Raw genomic sequence first — 20,273 nt, forward strand, 5'->3', positions numbered from 1 at the left:
CCGCTTTCGTGTACAGCGTTCGTTCGCGTGATGCTCAGACGTTGAAACCGAGCGCCCGAAGCTGGTCGCGTCCGTCGTCCGTGATCTTGTCCGGGCCCCACGGCGGCATCCACACCCAGTTGATGCGCAGTTCGTTGACGATGCCGTCCGTGGCGGACTTGGCCTGGTCCTCGATGACGTCCGTGAGCGGACAGGCCGCCGACGTCAGGGTCATGTCGATCGTCGCGATGTTGGCGTCGTCGATGTGAATGCCGTAGATCAGGCCGAGGTTGACGACGTCGATCCCCAGTTCGGGGTCGACGACGTCGTACAGCGCCTCACGGACCTCGTCCTCCGAGGCCGGCTTCATCTCAATGGTTGTCTCGCTCATGCCGTCTTCCTTTCGGCGGCGTCCGAACCCAGAGCCTGGGCCGTCGCGTCCTTCCACGCCATCCAGCTCAGCAGCGCGCACTTCACCCGGGCCGGGTACTTGGAGACACCGGCGAACGCGACAGCGTCCTCCAGCACCTCCTCCATCGCGTCGTCCGGTTCGAGCCTGCCCTTGGACTGCATCAGCTCCAGGAAGGTCTCCTGGATCTTCTGCGCCTCGGACACGTCCTTGCCGACGAGGAGCTCGTTCAGCACGGAGGCCGATGCCTGGCTGATCGAACAGCCCTGGCCCTCGTACGAGACGTCACTGATCGTCGTACCGTCGTACTTCACGCGCAGGGTGATCTCGTCGCCGCACGTCGGGTTGACGTGGTGCACCTCGGCGTCGCCGTCCCGCAGACCACGCCCGTGCGGGTGCTTGTAGTGGTCCAGGATGACTTCCTGGTACATCGAATCAAGCTTCATGCGATCGCTCGCCAATCTCCTCAGCCGAAGAAGTTCCGTACGTGCTCCAGTCCGTCGACCAGAGCATCGATCTCGGCCGGCGTGGAGTACAGATAGAACGACGCTCGCGTGGTCGCAGGAATTCCGTAGCGCAGGCAGACCGGGCGGGCGCAGTGGTGGCCGACGCGGACCGCGATGCCCTGCTCGTCGAGGACCTGGCCCACGTCGTGCGGGTGGATGTCGCCGAGCGTGAAGGAGATCGCCGCACCCCGGTCCTCGGCCGTGCTGGGGCCGATGAACCGCAGGTCGGGGACCTCCCCGAGCCGCTTCATCGCGTACTCCGTGAGCGCGTGCTCATGGGCGAGGATCTTGTCCATGCCGATCGCGGAGAGGTAGTCGATCGCCGCACCGAGGCCGACCGCCTGGGCGATCGGCGGAGTGCCCGCCTCGAACTTGTGCGGGGCGGGAGCATATGTCGACGAGTGCATCGACACGGTCTCGATCATCTCGCCGCCACCGAGGAACGGCGGGAGGTCCTCCAGCAGCTCCTGGCGGCCCCACAGCACCCCGATGCCCGTCGGGCCGCACATCTTGTGACCGGTGAAGGCCACGAAGTCGGCCTGGAGGGCCTGTACGTCCATCGGCATGTGCGGGGCGGCCTGCGAGGCGTCGATCAGGACCAGGGCCCCGACCTCCTGCGCGCGGCGCACGATCTTCTCGACCGGGTTGACCGTGCCCAGGATGTTGGACACCAGCACGAAGGAGACGATCTTCGTCTTCTCGGTGATGACCTCGTCTATGTTCGACAGGTCGAGCCGGCCGTCGTCGGTCAGGCCGAACCACTTCAGTTTCGCGCCCGTGCGCTGCGCGAGCAGCTGCCACGGCACGATGTTGGAGTGGTGCTCCATCTCCGTGATGACGATCTCGGTCTCGTGGTCGACCCGGTAGGGCTCGTCGGCCCAGCCCAGCATGTTGGCCACGAGGTTCAGCGACTCGGAGGCGTTCTTGGTGAAGATCACCTCGTCGCGGCTGGGCGCGTTGATGAACGCGGCGACCTTGTCGCGCGCGCCCTCGTACAGCGCCGTGGCCTCCTCGGCGAGCACATGGATGCCACGGTGCACGTTGGCGTTGTGCTGCTCGTAGTACTCGGAGAGGGTGTCGATCACCTGGCGGGGCGTCTGCGAGGTCGCCGCGTTGTCCAGGTAGACGAGCTTCTTGTCGTCGTGAAGCACCCGGTCGAGGATCGGGAAGTCTTTACGGATCGCCTCGGTGTCGAGGAGGCCCGGCAGCTGTGTCACGCGGATACGCCACCCTTCGTGGTGTAAGCCTCGTAGCCCTCGTTCTCCAGCTTGTCGGCGAGTTCGGCGCCGCCGGACTCGGCGATCCGGCCGTCGGAGAAGACGTGGACGAAGTCGGGCTTGATGTAGCGCAGGATGCGCGTGTAGTGCGTGATCAGCAGGGTGCCGACCTCGCCCGACTCGCGGACGCGGTTGACGCCCTCGGAGACGATGCGCAGGGCGTCGACGTCCAGACCGGAGTCCGTCTCGTCGAGGATCGCGATCTTCGGCTTGAGCAGCTCCAGCTGGAGGATCTCGTGGCGCTTCTTCTCACCGCCGGAGAAGCCCTCGTTGACGTTGCGCTCGGCGAAGGAGGGGTCCATGTTGAGGCGCTGCATGGCCTCCTTGACCTCCTTCACCCAAAGGCGCAGCTTCGGCGCCTCACCGCGGACGGCGGTGGCGGACGTACGAAGGAAGTTGGAGACGGAGACGCCGGGGATCTCGACCGGGTACTGCATCGCCAGGAACAGGCCCGCGCGGGCTCGCTCGTCGACGGACATCTCCAGGACGTCCTCGCCGTCGAGCAGCACGGTGCCGCTGGTGATCGTGTACTTCGGGTGACCCGCGAGCGAGTAGGCGAGGGTCGACTTGCCGGAGCCGTTGGGGCCCATGATGGCGTGCGTCTCGCCCTGCTTCACGGTCAGGTCGACACCCTTGAGGATCTCCTTCGTGGCGTTGTCGGCCTCGACGGTGACGTGCAGGTCTCGGATTTCAAGCGTTGCCATGGGTGCCTCAGGACTCCTGGGTGAGGGAGACGAGCACATCGTCCCCTTCGATCTTTACGGGATATACGGGGACGGGGCGCGTCGCGGGAAGGCCGGACGGCTTGCCGGTGCGGAGGTCGAAGCTGGAGCCGTGCAGCCAGCACTCGATCTGACAGTCCTCCACCTCGCCCTCGGAGAGCGAGACGTTCGCGTGCGAGCAGATGTCGTGGATCGCGAACACCTCACCCTCGGTACGGACGACCGAGACCGGCGTGCCGTCGAGTTCCACCCGCTTCGGGGTGTCCTCGTCCAGCTCGCTCAGCCCGCAGGCGCGTACGAACGTCGAAGAGGCGGTCATCAGACGGATGCCTCCAGCTCCTCGTCGATCTTCGCGAGAAGGCGGTCCTGGATGTCCTCGACGCCGATCTGCTGGACCAGCTCGGCGAAGAAGCCGCGGACGACCAGCCGGCGGGCCTCGTCGGCCGGGATGCCGCGGGCCATCAGGTAGAACAGCTGCTCGTCGTCGAACCGGCCGGTGGCACTCGCGTGCCCGGCGCCGACGATCTCGCCGGTCTCGATCTCGAGGTTCGGTACGGAGTCCACACGGGCGCCGTCGGTGAGAACCAGGTTGCGGTTCATCTCGTAGGTGTCGGTGCCCTCGGCCTTGGCCTCGATGAGCACGTCACCGATCCACACCGCGTGGGCGCCCTCGCCCTGGAGCGCGCCCTTGTAGACGACGTTCGACTTGCAGTGCGGGGTGTTGTGGTCGACGAGGAGGCGGTGCTCCTGGTGCTGGCCGGCGTCCGTGAAGTACAGGCCGAACAGCTCGGCCTCGCCGCCGGTACCGGCGTAGGAGACGCGCGGGTGGAGGCGTACGAGGTCGCCGCCGAAGGTGACCACGAAGGACTTGAAGGTGGCGTCGCGGCCGATCAGCGCGTTGTGCTGGGCGACGTGCACGGCCTGGTCGTCCCAGTCCTGGACGGAGACGACGGTGAGCTTGGCACCGTCACCGAGGACGTACTCGACGTTGGCGGCGAGCACGGCGTCACCGGTGTGGTCGATGACGACGACGGCTTCGGCGAAGGCGCCCAGCTCGATGACCTGGTGGCCGTAGGCCACACCGCCCTCGCCGTGTACGGCGACGCGGATCGGCTCGGCGAGGACCGTCTCCTTGGGGACGGTGATCACACCGGCCACCTCGAAGGCGGAGTACGCCTGGGCGGCGACGCGGTCCACGGGGGTGCCGGCCCGCCCGAGGCGCGCGTCGTCACGGCCGACGGCCTCGACGGTGACGCCCTCGGGTGCCTGGACGTCCACCTTCACACCGGTGCCGGTGGCGACGGCGGTGCCGTCGTGCAGCCCGCGCAGGCGCTCCAGCGGGGTGAACCGCCACTCCTCCTCACGGCCGCGGGGGACGGGGAAGTCCGCCACGTCGAAGGACGGCGGCGCGCTCATGCGCGTCGCGACGGTCGACTCGGCGGCAGCGGCCACCGCGATCGAGCCGGCGGTGGTGCTGCCCACCGATGGGGGTCCCCCCGCGCGAGCGGAGCCGAGCGTGGGGGAATTCTGGGCCTCAGCCATGGCTGTCGGTCTGCTCTCTTTCCTGCGTAAGTGGCTTGACGGGACGGCGACCGGCGGTCAGCCGACCGAGCCTTCCATCTGGAGCTCGATCAGCCGGTTGAGTTCCAGCGCGTACTCCATGGGCAGTTCCTTGGCGATCGGCTCGACGAAGCCGCGCACGATCATCGCCATCGCCTCGAACTCGGACAGACCGCGGCTCATCAGGTAGAAGAGCTGGTCGTCGGAGACCTTGGAGACGGTCGCCTCGTGGCCCATGGACACGTCGTCCTCACGGACGTCGACATACGGGTACGTGTCGGAGCGGGAGATGGTGTCCACCAGCAGCGCGTCGCACAGCACGTTGGACTTGGAGCCGTGGGCGCCCTCGCCGATCTCGACGAGACCGCGGTAGGACGTACGGCCGCCACCGCGCGCCACCGACTTCGACACGATGTTCGAAGAGGTGTTCGGCGCCATGTGGACCATCTTGGAACCGGCGTCCTGGTGCTGCCCCTCGCCCGCGAAGGCGATCGACAGGGTCTCGCCCTTGGCGTGCTCGCCCATCAGGTAGACGGCCGGGTACTTCATGGTGACCTTGGAGCCGATGTTGCCGTCGATCCACTCCATGGTCGCGCCCTCGTACGCCACGGCGCGCTTGGTGACCAGGTTGTAGACGTTGTTCGACCAGTTCTGGATGGTGGTGTAGCGGCAGCGCGCGTTCTTCTTGACGATGATCTCGACGACCGCGCTGTGCAGGGAGTCCGACTTGTAGATCGGCGCCGTACAGCCCTCGACGTAGTGCACGTAGGCACCCTCGTCGACGATGATCAGGGTCCGCTCGAACTGGCCCATGTTCTCCGTGTTGATACGGAAGTAGGCCTGGAGCGGGATCTCGACCTGCACGCCCTTCGGCACGTAGATGAAGGAGCCGCCGGACCACACCGCGGAGTTCAGCGACGCGAACTTGTTGTCGCCGACCGGGATGACGGTCCCGAAGTACTCCTTGAAGAGCTCCGGGTACTGCTTCAGCGCGGTGTCGGTGTCGAGGAAGATGACGCCCTGCTCCTCCAGGTCCTCACGGATCTGGTGGTAGACGACCTCCGACTCGTACTGCGCGGCGACACCGGCGACCAGGCGCTGCTTCTCCGCCTCCGGGATGCCGAGCCTGTCGTACGTGTTCTTGATGTCCTCGGGCAGGTCCTCCCAGGACTCCGCCTGCTTCTCCGTGGAACGCACGAAGTACTTGATGTTGTCGAAGTCGATGCCCGACAGGTCCGAGCCCCAGTTCGGCATGGGCTTCTTCTCGAAGAGGCGCAGGCCCTTGAGGCGGAGCTTGGTCATCCATTCGGGCTCGGACTTCTTCGAGGAGATGTCGCGGACGACGTCCTCGTTGATGCCGCGCTTGGCAGAGGCACCGGCCACGTCGGAGTCGGCCCAGCCGTATTCGTACGTGCCCAGACCCTCGAGCTCGGGGTGGGCAGTCTCCTCGATGGGGAGCGTCATGCTGGGTTCCTCCCGGCGGTACTTGCGGATGCTTTATGGGCGGTGGTCAACGTGGTGGACAACTGTGGAGCGGGTGAAGCGGGTGGAGTCGAGGCGTGCGAGGCCTTCGGGATGAATGTCGTGCACACACCGTCGCCGTGGGCGATGGTCGCGAGCCGCTGGACATGCGTTCCGAGCAGCTGGGAGAAGATCTCGGTCTCCGCCTCGCAGAGCTGCGGGAACTTCTCCGCGACATGGACCACCGGGCAGTGGTGCTGGCAGAGCTGCTCTCCGACCGGTGCGCTGCGCGCCGTAGCAGCGTACCCGTCCGTACTCAGGGCCTTGGCCAGGGCTTCGGCGCGCTTTTCGGGGCCGGCGGCCTCGACCGCCTCACGGTACTTCGCGGCCTGCTCGGCGAACCGGGCCCGCGCGAACGCGAGCACCGCCTCGTCGCCGCCCTCACGCGCCGCGATCCAGCTCAGCGCGTCCATGGCGAGCTTGTCGTAGGACTGGTCGAAGGCGTCACGCCCGCAGTCGGTGAGCGCGAAGGCCTTGGCGGGCCGGCCGCGGGTGCGTGCCCCGTAGACCCGCTGCTCACGCGGTTGTACGACATCGTCGGCGACCAGCGCGTCAAGGTGACGCCGTACGGCCGCATGGGTCAGGCCCAGGCGCCCGGCGAGCTCGGCGACGGTCGAGGGACCGTGGTCCAGGATGGACCGCGCGACCCGGTTGCGCGTCGAGCGCTCACCTGTCGCGACATCCTCCTGGGGGGCACCCATGGGGGCCTCCCGATCCTCGCCGACGTTTTTCACAACACCATTGTTGCGTAATTCCTCAGAGCGCGGCAAGCCGCGTCCCGTCTCCTTGGCGGTGCCTTGCATCACTTAGGTTCACCTAACCTGACCTGCGGAAACGATCTTTGATCGATCAGCGGACGGCCCTGAGCAGCACGGGAGCAGGGCTGGGGCGGTCCCGTACCGAGCCTGGATCCGGCCCCCGCGCACCTGGACGACACCTCCCGTACCTAGACTCTGGACCCATGCGAAGCGAGCCCGTGGTCCAGGTCCAGGCCCTGGTGAAGCGGTACGGCACGAAAACCGCCGTGGACGGCCTCGACCTGGTGGCCCGGGCGGGCATCACGGCCGTACTCGGCCCGAACGGCGCGGGCAAGACGACCACCGTCGAGACCTGCGAGGGATACCGCAGACCGGACTCCGGGACGGTACGTGTCCTGGGCCTCGACCCGGTACGCGAATCCGCCGCCCTGCGGCCACGGGTCGGCGTGATGCTCCAGTCCGGCGGCGTCTACTCGGGCGCCCGCGCCGACGAGATGCTCCGCCACGTGGCCAAGCTGCACGCGCACCCCCTGGACGTGGACGCACTCGTCGAACGCCTCGGCCTCGGCAGCTGCGGCCGGACGACCTACCGCCGCCTCTCCGGGGGCCAGCAGCAGCGCCTGGCGCTCGCCATGGCCGTCGTCGGCCGACCCGAGCTGGTCTTCCTCGACGAACCGACCGCCGGCCTCGACCCCCAGGCCCGCCGCGCCACCTGGGATCTCGTACGGGATCTGCGCGCCGACGGCGTCTCGGTCATCCTCACCACCCATCACATGGACGAGGCCGAGCAGCTCGCCGACGACGTCGCCATCATCGACGCCGGCAAGGTCATCGCCCAGGGCAGCCCGGACCAGCTGTGCCGCGGCGGCGCCGAGAACACCCTGCGCTTCATGGGCCGGCCCGGTCTGGACGTCGGCTCCCTGCTCAAGGCCCTCCCGGCGGACTGCACGGCCGTCGAGCTGACCCCGGGCGCGTATCGCGTCGGCGGCAAGGTCAACCCGCAGCTGCTGGCGACGGTGACGTCCTGGTGCGCCCAGCACGGGGTGATGCCGGACCGGATCTCGGTGGAACGGCACACCCTGGAAGACGTTTTTCTGGAGCTGACCGGCAAGGAGTTGCGTTCGTGATTCCGGCCCACACAAGAATCTGCCGGGGGTCCGGGGGTCGTCCCCCGGGAAGACACAGCCTGGAGCTCACGGGCAAGGAGCTGCGCTCATGACCACCGCCCCGACCACTCCGGGGACCTACACCCCGCAGCCCGGCGCCGCCCCGCTCCCCCGCATGATCGGAGCCCAGGCGGTCCTGGAGACGAGGATGCTGCTGCGCAACGGCGAACAGCTGCTGCTGACGGTGGTCATCCCCACCCTCCTCCTGCTGCTGTTCGGCTCGGTGGACATCGTCGACACGGGCACCGGCAAGGCGGTCGACTTCCTCGCGCCGGGCATCCTCGCGCTGTCCGTGATGTCGACGGCTTTCACGGGTCAGGCCATCGCGACGGGCTTCGAGCGCCGCTACGGCGTCCTGAAGAGGCTCGCCTCCTCCCCGCTCCCCCGTTGGGGCCTGATGACGGCGAAAACAGCGTCCGTGCTGGTCACCGAGGTTCTCCAGGTCGCCCTGGTGACGGTGATCGCCTTCGCGCTCGGCTGGTCCCCGCACGGCGACCCCTTCGCCGTACTCCTGCTGCTCCTCCTCGGCACGGCCTCGTTCTCGGGCCTCGGCCTGCTGATGGCGGGCACCCTGAAGGCGGAGGCCACCCTGGCAGCCGCGAACCTCGTCTTCCTGCTGCTCCTGGTGGGCGGCGGGGTGATCGTCCCGCTGGACAAGTTCCCGTCCGGCGTCCAGGACGTGCTGGCCCTGCTCCCGATCTCGGCCCTGTCGGACGGGCTGCGGGACGTCCTCCAGCACGGTTCCGGCATGCCGTGGGGTGACCTGGGGATCCTCGCGGTCTGGGCGGTCGTGGGGCTGGCGGCGGCCGGCCGGTTCTTCCGCTGGGAGTGAGCCGTAACGAGCCGAACGCGGCCGGGGGAGGCCGGGGGACCCCTCGTGAAAGTGTGCACAAGCAGCCGCCTACGATGGGAAGCGTGCCAAAGATGACCCCCGCCGAGGCCCTTTCCGCCCTGCGGAACCCGCTCGCCTTCATCGCCGCCCGCTGGACCCCGACCCCCAGAACCTTGCGGCGGGCGGCGCTCGCCGCGCTCGTCATGTCGGTGGTCATCGTGGTCACCGGCGGTGCCGTACGACTGACCGGCTCGGGCCTCGGCTGCCCGACCTGGCCCAAGTGCACCGACGACTCCCTGACGACGACCAGTGCGATGGGCGTGCACGGCGTCATCGAGTTCACCAACCGCATGCTGACGTACGTGCTGTGCGCTGCGGTCGGCTGGGCGATCATCGCCGCCCGCTCGGAGAAGCCGTACCGCCGCAGCCTCACCCGGCTCGGCTGGGCGCAGTTCTGGGTCGTCATGAGCAACGCGATCCTGGGCGGCGTCGTCGTCCTGGTCGGCCTCAACCCGTACACGGTCGCGGCCCACTTCCTGCTGTCCTCCGCCCTGATCGCGGTCGCCGCGGTGATGTGGCAGCGCACCCAGGAGAGCGACGAGGCACCCCGCCCGCTGGTCGGCAAGGCGGTCCAGCAGCTGGTGTGGTTCCTGGTGGTCGCCACGGTGCTGCTGATCGCGGTCGGCACGGTGGTGACCGGGTCCGGCCCGCACGCCGGCGACTCGAGCGAGATCGAGCGCATGCCACTGAACTGGGAGACCGTCAGCAAACTGCACGCGGTGCTCGCCTGGATCGTGGTGACCCTGACGTTCGCCCTGTGGTTCGTCCTGAAGGCGGTCGACGCCCCCAAGGGCCCGCTGGACCGCACCCGGGACCTGTTCCTGATCCTGCTCTCCCAGGGGATCATCGGGTACGTCCAGTACTTCACGAACCTGCCCGAGGTCCTCGTCGGCCTGCACATGCTCGGCTCGGCGCTGGTGTGGATCGCCGTCCTGCGTGTCCTGCTCGCCCTGCGCGAGCGCGCCACGACCGACGCCCTGGCCGACGTCTCGGGCCCCGCGGCCGAGGCGACGGTGGGCACGCGCGCGTAGACCGACGACGTGACGCACGCACGCGTGCGTCACGTTCTACGCGGTCTGTGTACGCGGTCAGGTGTACGAGGTCACCAGGTGGTCGATCGCGTCGCCCAGGTAGTCCCGCGTCAGCTCGCCGCGCCGCTCGCGCCACCCGGCGTCGACCCGGCCGCCCTCCTGCCCGTACCGCCGTCGCGCGATGTCCTCGACGACCTTTACGGGCGCCCCGAGCCCGGGCAGCAGGTCAAGGGCCTCCCGTTTCGAGAGCAGGCTGCCGTCCCGCAGGGTCATGGTCGCCCGGGCGAACGTGACCAGCCCCAGGTCGACCCAGACGTCCTGCGTCCAGAGGTGGGCCTTGTCCACGGTGGGCCGCCAGAAGTCGCGCTGGTCCCGTACGACGAAGTCGGTCAGCTGCCGGTCCGCCACCACCGGAAGCAGCTCCCCCGGCGACTTCCCGTACAGCACCCGTCCGAAGGTGTGCAGCTCACGCCGGGTCACCGGGGTGACGGTCCGCCGGAACAGCTCGCTGTGCGCCCAGGTGAGGTGCCGTCGCTCGGGATTGGCCGTCGTCGCGTCGGACAGGTAGGTGCAGTGCAGCAGCGGGGCGAGCGGGTCGGTGCGCAGACGTGCGTGCAGCTTGCCCACCTGCCAGGCGGTGCCCGGCCCGATCGGCCCGTCCAGGACGGCGATCAGGTCGAGGTCACTGCGGCCCTCCTGGTAGTCGCCCCCTCCGAGTGATCCGTGGGCCCAGACGGCGACCGGGGCGAGTGCTCGCAGCTCCCCCAGGAAGCGGTCCAGTAAGGCATCGGTCAGGGCATCCGTCGTCCGAGTCCCGGGTGTCGTCATGCCCCCAGTCTTCACAGTCACCGCAGCCCGTACACCCGCCGTGCGTTGCCCGCAGCGATCATTCCGGCCACTCGCTGCGCGTCACCCAGCGACCACGCCCCCTCGGCGACCCAGCCGCCGAGTACCCGGCCGAGGGCCTCGCGGAAGAGGCGGGCGCCCACCACATGGAGTTCGGGCAGGGCCTGGGCGCCGCTGGAGAAGAGGATCTTGCCGAAGGGGGCGAGTTCGAGGATCTCGGCGAGGATGGCGGCGGCCCGGGCGCCGGTACGGACGAGGGCAGCGCCCAGGTCGGCGTACACATGCGGGAAGACACCGGCGAGGTGGGCCGCGTGCCGGTGGTAGGGGTAGCCGTGCAGCAGCACCAGGTCGGTGCCGAGCCCGGCCGTCGCGCGGACGAAGTCCGTGAGCAGGACCGGATCGGTGCGGTCGATGCGTAAGCCCGGTTCGCCCAGCCCCGCGTGGAGCTGGAGCGGCAGGCCCGAAGCGACCGCGATCCACAGCAGGTGGCGCAGCAGCACGGGGTCGCTGAGCGGGCCGCCGACCCGGCGTCCGGCCAGCCAGCGGCCCGCCGCGCCCCGTACCTCTCCCGGCCCCGGCGGATCGGGTGCGAGCGCCAGTCCGTGCCGTACGCCCGCGACGGAGGTGAAGGCCACGGCGCTCGTCGCCGCGCCGTGCACCGACTCGGCGAGGTTGGCGAGGAAGGACTCGACGGTGCCCGAGGTGTCGGCGACCTGCTCGGCCAGGAGTTCGAGGCGGACGATCTCATGGGCGTCGGCGGCCCCCGCGGAGGCCATCTCGGCCGGCCCGGTGAGGTCGCCCGGCAGCCCGGCGTCGACCAGGTATGTCGTGATTCCGCTCCCCCGCAGCAGCCGCCTGCCCGTTTCCAGTACGCCGAGTTCACGGCGCCGGGCGAGATAACGGGCGGGGGGAGCATGCGGTTCCAGGCCCAGCAGCGGGGGGCACCAGCGGCGTACGGCGAACCCGGTCTGGGTGTCGAAGAGGGTGGTCCCGGCGGCGGGCGGCCCCTCGGTACGCGCGAGCTGCGCCTCGAAGGTGCCGAGACCCAGCTCTGTTCTCAGTACGCCGTGGCAGTACTGGTCGACGAGGGACGGCGTTTCGATCATCCGGGCTCCCCGTGGCTGGACCGTGTGTTCCTAAGGTCCTAACGGGTGAACCGACCATCAGGTGTTGCTCGCGCACACCCCGTGGGAACGACCGACGCCGACCGGCCACTCCCCGCGCTCACGGGTTGCGCGGGCCGCCCAGCTGGATTCCCGCCATGCGCGTCCACTCGTACGGTCCGGTCGTCACCTTGGCCGCGAACTCGCCGTCGAAGTCCTCGTGGACGGTGATACCGGCCTTCTCGACGGCCTGCTGGGCGATCGCGTACGTGGGGGCAACGAGATCACCCCAGCCGCCGTCCTCGCCCACCAGCACGATCCGGGCCCCACGCTCCCCGATGTAGGCCACCTGCCCCTCGGCGCCACCGTGCTGCTTGGCGAAGCCGTCGATCTGCTTGGCGAGCCTGGCCACCGTGCGCTCCTGCGTATCTGCCATACCGAGGATGCTACCGACGGGTAGATCAACTGGCGACGGCAAGGGGAAGTGGCCTTGACCACGTATCGCCGGTGGCTGGGGCGCCCCTTCAGGGGCGCGAGGAACTGCGCGACCAGCCACGGCGGACCCGCGGCCGAAATGCTTACCGCAAGAACGGGTCCACAGCCACAGCCACGAACAGCAGCGACACATAGGTGATCGACCAGTGGAACAGCCGCATCTCCTTGAGCTTTCCGCCGGCCACCTCAGCCCGCGCGCGCCCCTGCAGGGCATGCGCCTCCCACAGCCACCAGCCGCCCGCCGCGAGCGCGACCACGGTGTAGAACCAGCCCGTGTAACCCAACGGAGTGAGCAGCAGCGAGACCGCGACCATCGCCCAGCTGTACGCCACGATCTGCCGGGCGACCGTCTTGTTGGAGGCGATGACGGGAAGCATCGGCACACCCACGCGCGCGTAGTCGTCCTTCACCTTCATGGACAGCGGCCAGTAGTGCGGCGGGGTCCAGAAGAAGATGACCAGGAAGAGGATGAGCGGCGCCCAGGAGAGCGAGTTCGTGACGGCGGACCAGCCGATGAGGACCGGCATGCAGCCCGCGATGCCGCCCCACACGATGTTCTGCGACGTACGCCGCTTCAGGATCATCGTGTAGACGACCACGTAGAAGAGGAGCGCGCCCAGCGACAGCCAGGCCGACAGCCAGTTGACCGTGAGGCCGAAGAGGAGCGTGGCGGCGACGGCGAGGGTGATGCCGAAGGCCAGGCACTCGCGCGGGCTGACCATGCCGGTGACCAGGGGCCGCTGCGAGGTGCGGTCCATGAGCGCGTCGATGTCACGGTCGATGTACATGTTGAGCGCGTTGGCACCTCCTGCGGAGAGGTAGCCGCCGAGGCAGGTGAGCAGGACCAGCCCGAAGTCCGGTACACCTTGCTCCGCCAGGAACATCACCGGAACGGTGGTGATGAGCAGCAGCTCGATGATCCGCGGCTTTGTGAGAGCAACGAACGCCATGACCCGGGCCCCGAACGGCCGGTGACTCTGGCTCTGGCTCTGGCTCGTCCCGGTCATCCCCGCTGGACGGGATTCAACGGCCGTCACGCACACCCCTGACAGAGACATTCCAACAAGCCTCCGGTGTGAAGTCCCGGTAAAGGCTCGCGCTTACCACGCCACTCTAGACGTTGCCCAGACCCCGCCCTTCGCGGGGGTGGGGTCGTGTTGAGGGGCGCTTTGTGATGGGCGCGACGTAGCTCGATTGAGCAGTCGGGCGGCGCGCTTCGTATTGCAGTCCGGCAGCGGTCGGGAGGCGGATGCGAAGCAGTCCCGGCAGTCTGGAATGACTCGAAATAATGCACGTTCGTACGAGGGTAGGCTCGACAAAGGCCGAGGGTGTCAGCCCCCGGCAGCCGGTGGACACCGAGGACGCCGGCATTAGACATGTGGAGAGGAGCCCTGACCCAGGGTGAGCACCAAGCCGACCACCACAGACCTCGAGTGGACCGAGTTGGACCAGCGGGCTGTGGACACCGCCCGCGTCCTGGCCGCCGATGCCGTACAGAAGGTCGGCAACGGCCATCCCGGTACGGCGATGAGCCTGGCCCCCGCCGCGTACACCCTTTTCCAGAAGGTGATGCGGCACGACCCGGCGGACGCCGACTGGGTCGGGCGCGACCGTTTCGTGCTGTCCGCCGGTCACTCGTCCCTGACCCTCTACACCCAGCTCTACCTGGCCGGTTTCGGCCTGGAGCTGGATGACCTGAAGGCGTTCCGGACGTGGGGTTCGAAGACCCCCGGCCACCCGGAGTACGGGCACACGACGGGCGTGGAGACGACGACGGGTCCGCTGGGCCAGGGTGTCGCCAACGCTGTGGGCATGGCGATGGCCGCCCGTTACGAGCGCGGTCTGTTCGACCCGCAGGCCCCCGTGGGGGAGTCGCCGTTCGACCACTTCATCTTCGCGATCGCCGGTGACGGCTGCCTGCAGGAGGGCATCTCCGCGGAGGCGTCCTCGCTGGCCGGCCACCAGAAGCTCGGCAACCTGGTCCTGTTGTGGGACGACAACCACATCTCGATCGAGGGCGACACCGAGACGGCCGTCTCCGAGGACGTCGTCAAGCGGTACGAGGCGTACGGCTGGCATGTGCAGCGGATCGCCCCGAAGCCGGACGGTGACCTCGACCCGCACGCCATCTACAACGCCGTGCAGGCCGCCAAGCAGGTCACCGACAGGCCGTCGTTCATCGCGATGCGCTCGATCATCGCCTGGCCCGCCCCGAACGCCCAGAACACCGAGGCCGCGCACGGCTCGGCCCTCGGCGACGACGAGGTGGCGGCCACCAAGCGGGTCCTCGGCTTCGACCCGGAGCAGTCCTTCGAGGTTTCGGACGCCGTCCTTGACCACACCCGCGAGGCGCTGGAGCGCGGCCGTCAGGCCAGGGCGGAGTGGGAGAAGTCGTTCCAGGAGTGGCGCAACAGCAACGCCGGGCGCGCCGCCGAGTTCGACCGCATCGCCGCGGGTGAACTGCCGGGCGGCTGGGAGGAGAAGCTCCCGGTCTTCGAGGCGGGCAAGGGTGTCGCCACCCGTGCCGCGTCCGGCAAGGTCCTGCAGGCGCTGGGCGCGGTCATCCCGGAGCTGTGGGGCGGCTCGGCCGACCTGGCCGGCTCGAACAACACGACCATCGACAAGACGTCCTCCTTCCTCCCGAAGGGCAACCCGCTGCCGGAGGCGGACCCGTACGGGCGCACGATCCACTTCGGTATCCGCGAGCACTCGATGGCCGCCGAGATGAACGGCATCGCCCTGCACGGCAACACCCGTGTCTACGGCGGTACGTTCCTCGTCTTCTCCGACTACATGCGCAACGCGGTGCGGCTGTCCGCGCTGATGCACGTTCCGGTGACGTACGTGTGGACGCACGACTCCATCGGTCTCGGCGAGGACGGCCCGACGCACCAGCCGGTCGAGCACATCGCGTCGCTGCGCGCCATCCCGGGCCTGAACGTGGTGCGCCCGGCCGACGCCAACGAGACGGCCATCGCCTGGCGCGAGATCCTCAAGCGCTGGACGAAGGTCTTCGGCAAGGGCGCCCCGCACGGTCTCGCGCTGACCCGCCAGGGCGTGCCGACGTACGAGGCCGACGAGGACGCGGCCAAGGGCGGTTACGTCCTCTTCGACGCCGAGGGCGGCACGCCCGAGGTCATCCTCATCGCGACCGGCTCCGAGGTCCACGTGGCCGTCGGCGCCCGCGAGCAGCTCCAGGCGGAGGGAGTACCGACACGCGTCGTGTCGATGCCGTGTGTGGAGTGGTTCGAGGAGCAGGACCAGGGGTACCGGGAGAGCGTTCTGCTCCCGTCCGTCAAGGCGCGCGTGGCGGTCGAGGCCGGTATCGGCCTCACCTGGCACAAGTACGTCGGGGACGCGGGTCGCATCGTTTCCCTGGAGCACTTCGGCGCGTCGGCCGACGGCAAGGTCCTCTTCCAGGAGTTCGGCTTCACTGCCGAGAACGTGGCCGCAGTAGCCAGGGAATCGATCGCCGCAGCCCAGCGCTGACGCTGACATAACGACTCGTAGGAGATGTAATTTCCATGACAGACGCACTCAAGCGCCTCTCCGAAGAAGGCGTCGCGATCTGGCTGGACGACCTGTCGCGCCAGCGGATCACGTCCGGCAACCTCGCCGAGCTGATCGACCAGCAGCACGTCGTGGGCGTCACGACCAACCCGTCGATCTTCCAGAAGGCGATCAGCAGCGGTGACGGCTACGAGCCGCAGGTCACCGAGCTCGCCGCCCGCGGGGTCACCGTCGAAGAGGCCATCCGCATGATCACGACGGCGGACGTCCGTGACGCCGCCGACATCCTGCGTCCGGTCTTCGACGCGACGCAGGGTCAGGACGGCCGGGTGTCGATCGAGGTCGACCCCCGTCTCGCCCACAACACCCTCTCGACCGTCGCCGAGGCCAAGCAGCTGGCCTGGCTGGTGGACCGGCCGAACACGCTCATCAAGATCCCGGCCACCGAGGCGGGTCTTCCGGCGATCACCGAGGTCATCGGCCTCGGGATCAGCGTCAACGTCACGCTGATCTTCTCGCTGGAGCGTTACCGCAAGGTCATGGACGCCTACCTCTCGGGCCTGGAGAAGGCCAAGGAGCGCGGCCTGGACCTCTCCAAGATCCACTCGGTGGCGTCCTTCTTCGTGTCCCGCGTGGACACCGAGATCGACAAGCGGATCGACGCGCTCGGCACCGACGAGGCCAAGGCCGCCCGCGGCAAGGCCGGTCTGGCCAACGCGCGGCTCGCCTACCAGGCGTACGAGGAGATCTTCTCCTCCGACCGCTGGGCGGCCCTCGACAAGGCACGGGCCAACAAGCAGCGCCCGCTGTGGGCCTCGACCGGCGTCAAGGACAAGGCGTACAAGGACACCCTGTACGTCGACGACCTGGTCGCGCCGAACACGGTCAACACCATGCCGGAGGCGACCATGTTCGCCGCCGAGGACCACGGACAGATCACCGGCAACACCATCGCCGGTACGTACGAGCAGGCCCGTGCCGAGCTCGACGCCGTCGAGAAGCTCGGCATCTCGTACGACGAAGTGGTCCAGCTGCTCGAGGACGAGGGCGTCGAGAAGTTCGAGGCGTCCTGGACCGACCTGCTCAAGTCGACAGAGGCGGAACTGAAGCGCCTCGCCCCCTCGGAGGGCTGAAACCTTGTCAAGCAGCAACCCGCTGCGTGACCCCGCAGACCGGCGGCTCCCGCGTATCGCGGGGCCGTCGGGCCTGGTCATCTTCGGGGTCACCGGCGACCTGTCACGCAAAAAGCTGATGCCTGCCGTGTACGACCTCGCCAACCGCGGGTTGCTGCCACCGGGCTTCTCCCTCGTCGGTTTCGCCCGGCGCGAGTGGGCGAACGAGGACTTCGCGGCGGAGGTCCACGACGCCGTCAAGGAGCACGCCCGTACGCCGTTCCGTGAAGAGGTCTGGCAGCAGCTCATCCAGGGGATGCGCTTCGTCCAGGGCACCTTCGACGACGACGAGTCCTTCGAGCGGCTGCGCTCGACGATCGAGGAGCTGGACAAGGCACAGGGGACGGGCGGCAACTTCGCCTTCTACCTCTCCGTGCCGCCGTCCGCCTTCCCGGTGGTCATCAAGCAGCTGAAGAAGCACGGTCTGGCGGACCAGGACAACGGTTCCTGGCGGCGTGCGGTCATCGAGAAGCCCTTCGGCCACGACCTCAGGTCGGCCGAGGACCTCAACACGACCGTCGAGGAGGTCTTCGCTCCGGACCAGGTCTTCCGGATCGACCACTACCTCGGCAAGGAGACCGTCCAGAACATCCTGGCGCTCCGCTTCGCCAACCAGATGTTCGAGCCGATCTGGAACCGGTCCTTCGTGGACCACGTACAGATCACGATGGCCGAGGACATCGGCATCGGCGGCCGGGCTGGCTACTACGACGGCATCGGCGCGGCCCGTGACGTCATCCAGAACCACCTGCTCCAGCTGATGGCCCTGACGGCCATGGAGGAGCCGGCCTCCTTCGACGCGGACGCTCTGGCCGCCGAGAAGACCAAGGTGCTCGGCGCGGTCAAACTGCCGCAGGACCTGGGCGCGAACACGGTCCGCGGGCAGTACGCGGCGGGCTGGCAGGGTGGCGAGAAGGCCATCGGCTACCTCCAGGAAGACGGCATCGACCCCAAGTCGAAGACCGACACCTACGCGGCGATCAAGGTCGAGGTCGACAACCGCCGCTGGGCCGGGGTCCCCTTCTACCTGCGCACCGGTAAGCGTCTGGGCCGTCGCGTCACCGAGATCGCGGTGGTCTTCCAGCGGGCCCCCCACTCCCCCTTCGACCACACGGCGACGGAGGAACTGGGCCAGAACGCGATCGTCATCCGCGTCCAGCCCGACGAGGGCATCACGGTCCGTTTCGGCTCCAAGGTGCCCGGCACCTCGATGGAGATCCGGGACGTGTCCATGGACTTCGCGTACGGCGAGTCCTTCACGGAGTCGAGCCCCGAGGCGTACGAGCGCCTGATCCTGGACGTCCTCCTGGGCGACTCCAACCTCTTCCCGCGCACCGAGGAGGTCGAGCTGTCCTGGCGGATCCTCGACCCGATCGAGCAGTACTGGGACAAGCACGGCAAGCCCGCGCAGTACCAGTCGGGCACGTGGGGCCCCGTCGAGGCGGACGAAATGCTCGAACGAGACGGACGGAGCTGGCGGCGCCCATGAAAATCGACCTCACGGACACCACGGCCAGCAAGGTCAACAAGGCGCTGGTGCAGGGCCGAAGGGCCATAGGCACCCCCGCCGTCGGAATGGTCCTCACCCTCGTCATCGTCACCGACGAGGAGAACGCGTACGACGCCCTGAAGGCGGCGAACGACGCCTCGCGCGAGCACCCCTCACGCACCCTGGTCGTCGTCAAGCGCGTCTCCCGCTCCCCCCGCGACCGTACGACGTCCCGCCTCGACGCCGAGGTCAGGGTCGGCGCGGACGCGGGCAGCGGCGAGACGATCGTCCTGCGTCTGTACGGCGAGGTCGTCGACCACGCCGACTCGGTGGTCCTGCCCCTGCTGCTGCCCGACGCCCCGGTGGTCGTCTGGTGGCCGGTGAACGCCCCGCTGGACCCGGCGAAGGACCCGCTGGGCGCCCTGGCACAGCGCAGGGTGACGGACACGTACGCGGCTGAGCAGCCCGTACGGGAGCTCGCGGCACGCGCGGACGCCTACACACCCGGCGACACGGACCTGTCCTGGACCCGGATCACCCCGTGGCGGTCGATGCTGGCCGCCGCCCTGGACCAGGTCACCTGTGAGGTGGACGCGGTCGAGGTGGAGGGCGAGGAGTTCAACCCGAGCTGCGAGCTGCTGGCGATGTGGCTGGCGGACCGGCTGGACGTCCCGGTGAAGCGTTCCCTGTCCTCGGGCCCGGGTCTGACGGCGGTCCGCATGCGGACGAGCACGGGCCCCATCACCCTGGACCGCGCCGACGGCACCCTGGCGACCCTCTCCATCCAGGGCCAGCCCGACCGCGCGGTGGCGCTCAAGCGCCGTGAGACGGCCGAGCTGATGGCGGAGGAGCTGCGGCGCCTGGACCCGGACGACACCTACGCGTCGGCACTGCGGTACGGGGTGGAGCGGCTGTCCGCTACGCCGGCACCGGAGACGGCGGCTTCGGCTTCGGCTTCGGCCGAGAAGGCGGATGCTCCCGAAAGGGCGACTCCGGCCAAGATGCCACCGGTGAAGAAGGTGGCCGCGAAGTGAGTACGGCACCGCAGCTCGTCGTCCACCGCGACAAGGAGCTGATGGCCGAGGCCGCGGCGGCCCGCCTGATCACGAAGATCGTGGACGCGCAGGCCTCGCGGGGCTCGGCGTCGGTGGTGCTCACGGGCGGGCGCAACGGCAACGGCCTGCTGGCCGCCCTGGCCGCCGCGCCCGCCCGGGACGCCATCGACTGGGCCCGGCTCGACCTGTGGTGGGGAGACGAGCGCTTCCTGCCCGAGGGCGACCCCGACCGCAACGTCACCCAGGCGAAGGCGGCGCTGCTGGACGCGGTGCCGCTGGACCCGAGCCGCGTCCACGCCATGCCCGCGTCGGACGGCCCGTACGGTTCGGACGTGGACGCCGCGGCCGAGGCGTACGCGGCGGAACTGGCCAAGTCGGCGACCCCCGAATCCCACGGCCAGGTCCCGACCTTCGACGTCCTGATGCTGGGCGTGGGCCCGGACACCCACGTGGCATCGCTCTTCCCGGAGCTGCCGGCGGTCCGGGAGACGGAGCGCACGGTCGTGGGCGTCCACGGCGCCCCGAAACCCCCACCCACCCGGGTCACCCTCACCCTCCCGGCGATCCGCGCGGCCCGCGAGGTATGGCTGCTGGCGGCGGGCGAGGACAAGGCGGGAGCGGCGGCGATAGCTCTGTCGGGCGCGGGCGAGATCCAGGCCCCGGCAGCAGGGGCGTACGGCAGACAACGCACCCTGTGGCTCCTGGACGCCGCAGCAGCATCCCAACTCCCGAGAACGCTGTACCCCCCGGCCTCCCCCTGACAGACGCCGACATCGGGTAGG

The 20,273-nt window shown here is 68.9% G+C and carries 20 protein-coding genes; 8 read left to right on the forward strand and 12 right to left on the reverse strand.

Going from position 1 to position 20,273, the window contains the following annotated elements:
• Nucleotides 1-34 precede the first annotated feature (34 nt).
• Genes STRTUCAR8_RS03140 through STRTUCAR8_RS03175 form a run of 8 tightly spaced genes read right to left on the reverse strand, consistent with a single transcriptional unit; the run spans nucleotide 35 to nucleotide 6,708 of the window.
• Nucleotides 35-370, reverse strand: a complete 336-nt coding sequence (locus tag STRTUCAR8_RS03140) for a metal-sulfur cluster assembly factor (RefSeq protein ID WP_006373967.1) — start codon at nucleotides 368-370, stop codon at nucleotides 35-37.
• On the reverse strand, nucleotides 367-834 hold the full coding sequence (gene sufU / locus STRTUCAR8_RS03145; RefSeq protein WP_044471548.1) for a Fe-S cluster assembly sulfur transfer protein SufU: 468 nt from the start codon (nucleotides 832-834) through the stop codon (nucleotides 367-369). Before sufU ends, STRTUCAR8_RS03140 begins: the two co-directional genes overlap by 4 nt.
• A gap of 20 nt (nucleotides 835-854) precedes the next feature.
• Complete coding sequence (locus tag STRTUCAR8_RS03150) at nucleotides 855-2,111, reverse strand: cysteine desulfurase (protein ID WP_006373973.1); 1,257 nt, start codon at nucleotides 2,109-2,111, stop codon at nucleotides 855-857.
• Complete coding sequence (gene sufC, locus STRTUCAR8_RS03155) at nucleotides 2,108-2,875, reverse strand: Fe-S cluster assembly ATPase SufC (protein ID WP_006373965.1); 768 nt, start codon at nucleotides 2,873-2,875, stop codon at nucleotides 2,108-2,110. Before sufC ends, STRTUCAR8_RS03150 begins: the two co-directional genes overlap by 4 nt.
• Before the next feature lie 7 nt (nucleotides 2,876-2,882).
• Nucleotides 2,883-3,212, reverse strand: a complete 330-nt coding sequence (locus STRTUCAR8_RS03160; protein WP_006373969.1) for a non-heme iron oxygenase ferredoxin subunit — start codon at nucleotides 3,210-3,212, stop codon at nucleotides 2,883-2,885.
• The gene (sufD, locus tag STRTUCAR8_RS03165; RefSeq protein ID WP_044471549.1) at nucleotides 3,212-4,435 is read right to left on the reverse strand and encodes a Fe-S cluster assembly protein SufD; all 1,224 of its coding nucleotides are present in this window, start codon (nucleotides 4,433-4,435) and stop codon (nucleotides 3,212-3,214) included. Before sufD ends, STRTUCAR8_RS03160 begins: the two co-directional genes overlap by 1 nt.
• Before the next feature lie 57 nt (nucleotides 4,436-4,492).
• Nucleotides 4,493-5,917 carry a Fe-S cluster assembly protein SufB gene (gene sufB, locus STRTUCAR8_RS03170; protein ID WP_006373970.1) on the reverse strand — a complete coding sequence of 475 codons (1,425 nt, stop codon included), beginning with the start codon at nucleotides 5,915-5,917 and terminating at the stop codon, nucleotides 4,493-4,495.
• Nucleotides 5,914-6,708 (reverse strand): helix-turn-helix transcriptional regulator, encoded by a 795-nt coding sequence (locus STRTUCAR8_RS03175; protein ID WP_044471550.1) that lies wholly within the window; start codon nucleotides 6,706-6,708, stop codon nucleotides 5,914-5,916. Before STRTUCAR8_RS03175 ends, sufB begins: the two co-directional genes overlap by 4 nt.
• 227 nt (nucleotides 6,709-6,935) lie before the next feature.
• Between STRTUCAR8_RS03175 and STRTUCAR8_RS03180 the strand changes: the two genes are divergently transcribed.
• The 3 genes from STRTUCAR8_RS03180 (at nucleotide 6,936) to STRTUCAR8_RS03190 (ending at nucleotide 9,821) form a co-directional block, all read left to right on the forward strand.
• Nucleotides 6,936-7,859, forward strand: coding sequence for an ABC transporter ATP-binding protein (locus STRTUCAR8_RS03180; protein WP_044471551.1), 924 nt, complete (start codon nucleotides 6,936-6,938; stop codon nucleotides 7,857-7,859).
• 88 nt (nucleotides 7,860-7,947) lie between these two features.
• A complete protein-coding gene (locus tag STRTUCAR8_RS03185) occupies nucleotides 7,948-8,730 on the forward strand; it encodes an ABC transporter permease (RefSeq protein ID WP_006373962.1) in 783 nt (260 codons plus the stop codon).
• Between the two features lie 74 nt (nucleotides 8,731-8,804).
• Nucleotides 8,805-9,821 carry a COX15/CtaA family protein gene (locus STRTUCAR8_RS03190; RefSeq protein WP_044471552.1) on the forward strand — a complete coding sequence of 339 codons (1,017 nt, stop codon included), beginning with the start codon at nucleotides 8,805-8,807 and terminating at the stop codon, nucleotides 9,819-9,821.
• Nucleotides 9,822-9,878: 57 nt separating this feature from the next.
• On the opposite strand, the gene STRTUCAR8_RS03195 is transcribed toward STRTUCAR8_RS03190, so the two are convergent.
• From STRTUCAR8_RS03195 to STRTUCAR8_RS03210, 4 genes are all read right to left on the reverse strand, one after another.
• Nucleotides 9,879-10,649 carry a nucleotidyltransferase domain-containing protein gene (locus STRTUCAR8_RS03195; RefSeq protein WP_006373968.1) on the reverse strand — a complete coding sequence of 257 codons (771 nt, stop codon included), beginning with the start codon at nucleotides 10,647-10,649 and terminating at the stop codon, nucleotides 9,879-9,881.
• A gap of 17 nt (nucleotides 10,650-10,666) precedes the next feature.
• Nucleotides 10,667-11,773, reverse strand: a complete 1,107-nt coding sequence (locus tag STRTUCAR8_RS03200; RefSeq protein WP_006373961.1) for an amidohydrolase family protein — start codon at nucleotides 11,771-11,773, stop codon at nucleotides 10,667-10,669.
• Nucleotides 11,774-11,891: 118 nt separating this feature from the next.
• Entirely contained in the window at nucleotides 11,892-12,206 is a 315-nt protein-coding gene (locus tag STRTUCAR8_RS03205; protein ID WP_044471553.1) for a hypothetical protein, read from the reverse strand.
• A 142-nt stretch (nucleotides 12,207-12,348) separates the two neighbouring features.
• Nucleotides 12,349-13,272 (reverse strand): heme o synthase, encoded by a 924-nt coding sequence (locus STRTUCAR8_RS03210; protein WP_179200446.1) that lies wholly within the window; start codon nucleotides 13,270-13,272, stop codon nucleotides 12,349-12,351.
• Nucleotides 13,273-13,666: 394 nt separating this feature from the next.
• Between STRTUCAR8_RS03210 and tkt the strand changes: the two genes are divergently transcribed.
• From tkt to pgl, 5 genes are read left to right on the forward strand one after another with little or no spacing between them, the layout of a single operon-like run.
• On the forward strand, nucleotides 13,667-15,754 hold the full coding sequence (gene tkt / locus STRTUCAR8_RS03215; RefSeq protein WP_006373977.1) for a transketolase: 2,088 nt from the start codon (nucleotides 13,667-13,669) through the stop codon (nucleotides 15,752-15,754).
• A 35-nt stretch (nucleotides 15,755-15,789) separates the two neighbouring features.
• Nucleotides 15,790-16,908 carry a transaldolase gene (gene tal, locus STRTUCAR8_RS03220; protein WP_006373971.1) on the forward strand — a complete coding sequence of 373 codons (1,119 nt, stop codon included), beginning with the start codon at nucleotides 15,790-15,792 and terminating at the stop codon, nucleotides 16,906-16,908.
• A gap of 4 nt (nucleotides 16,909-16,912) precedes the next feature.
• Nucleotides 16,913-18,436, forward strand: coding sequence for a glucose-6-phosphate dehydrogenase (gene zwf / locus STRTUCAR8_RS03225; protein WP_006373972.1), 1,524 nt, complete (start codon nucleotides 16,913-16,915; stop codon nucleotides 18,434-18,436).
• A complete protein-coding gene (gene opcA / locus STRTUCAR8_RS03230; protein ID WP_006373976.1) occupies nucleotides 18,433-19,470 on the forward strand; it encodes a glucose-6-phosphate dehydrogenase assembly protein OpcA in 1,038 nt (345 codons plus the stop codon). Before zwf ends, opcA begins: the two co-directional genes overlap by 4 nt.
• 41 nt (nucleotides 19,471-19,511) lie before the next feature.
• Entirely contained in the window at nucleotides 19,512-20,252 is a 741-nt protein-coding gene (pgl, locus tag STRTUCAR8_RS03235) for a 6-phosphogluconolactonase (protein ID WP_044471554.1), read from the forward strand.
• The last annotated feature ends 21 nt before the right edge of the window (nucleotides 20,253-20,273 follow it).

This window comes from Streptomyces turgidiscabies Car8, from assembly GCF_000331005.1.
Taxonomy (GTDB): Bacteria; Actinomycetota; Actinomycetes; order Streptomycetales; family Streptomycetaceae; genus Streptomyces; species Streptomyces turgidiscabies.

What these genes read in the sequence shown, in the direction of transcription:
- STRTUCAR8_RS03210 (WP_179200446.1), bottom strand. Translation starts at nt 13,272, where the DNA reads ATGACCGGGACGAGCCAGAGCCAGAGCCAGAGTCACCGGCCGTTCGGG.
- STRTUCAR8_RS03195 (WP_006373968.1), bottom strand. Translation starts at nt 10,649, where the DNA reads ATGACGACACCCGGGACTCGGACGACGGATGCCCTGACCGATGCCTTA.
- STRTUCAR8_RS03205 (WP_044471553.1), bottom strand. Translation starts at nt 12,206, where the DNA reads ATGGCAGATACGCAGGAGCGCACGGTGGCCAGGCTCGCCAAGCAGATC.
- STRTUCAR8_RS03190 (WP_044471552.1), top strand. Translation starts at nt 8,805, where the DNA reads ATGGGAAGCGTGCCAAAGATGACCCCCGCCGAGGCCCTTTCCGCCCTG.
- STRTUCAR8_RS03160 (WP_006373969.1), bottom strand. Translation starts at nt 3,212, where the DNA reads ATGACCGCCTCTTCGACGTTCGTACGCGCCTGCGGGCTGAGCGAGCTG.
- opcA (WP_006373976.1), top strand. Translation starts at nt 18,433, where the DNA reads ATGAAAATCGACCTCACGGACACCACGGCCAGCAAGGTCAACAAGGCG.
- STRTUCAR8_RS03185 (WP_006373962.1), top strand. Translation starts at nt 7,948, where the DNA reads ATGACCACCGCCCCGACCACTCCGGGGACCTACACCCCGCAGCCCGGC.
- tal (WP_006373971.1), top strand. Translation starts at nt 15,790, where the DNA reads ATGACAGACGCACTCAAGCGCCTCTCCGAAGAAGGCGTCGCGATCTGG.
- STRTUCAR8_RS03140 (WP_006373967.1), bottom strand. Translation starts at nt 370, where the DNA reads ATGAGCGAGACAACCATTGAGATGAAGCCGGCCTCGGAGGACGAGGTC.
- STRTUCAR8_RS03200 (WP_006373961.1), bottom strand. Translation starts at nt 11,773, where the DNA reads ATGATCGAAACGCCGTCCCTCGTCGACCAGTACTGCCACGGCGTACTG.
- sufU (WP_044471548.1), bottom strand. Translation starts at nt 834, where the DNA reads ATGAAGCTTGATTCGATGTACCAGGAAGTCATCCTGGACCACTACAAG.
- pgl (WP_044471554.1), top strand. Translation starts at nt 19,512, where the DNA reads ATGGCCGAGGCCGCGGCGGCCCGCCTGATCACGAAGATCGTGGACGCG.
- sufB (WP_006373970.1), bottom strand. Translation starts at nt 5,917, where the DNA reads ATGACGCTCCCCATCGAGGAGACTGCCCACCCCGAGCTCGAGGGTCTG.
- sufC (WP_006373965.1), bottom strand. Translation starts at nt 2,875, where the DNA reads ATGGCAACGCTTGAAATCCGAGACCTGCACGTCACCGTCGAGGCCGAC.
- sufD (WP_044471549.1), bottom strand. Translation starts at nt 4,435, where the DNA reads ATGGCTGAGGCCCAGAATTCCCCCACGCTCGGCTCCGCTCGCGCGGGG.
- STRTUCAR8_RS03180 (WP_044471551.1), top strand. Translation starts at nt 6,936, where the DNA reads ATGCGAAGCGAGCCCGTGGTCCAGGTCCAGGCCCTGGTGAAGCGGTAC.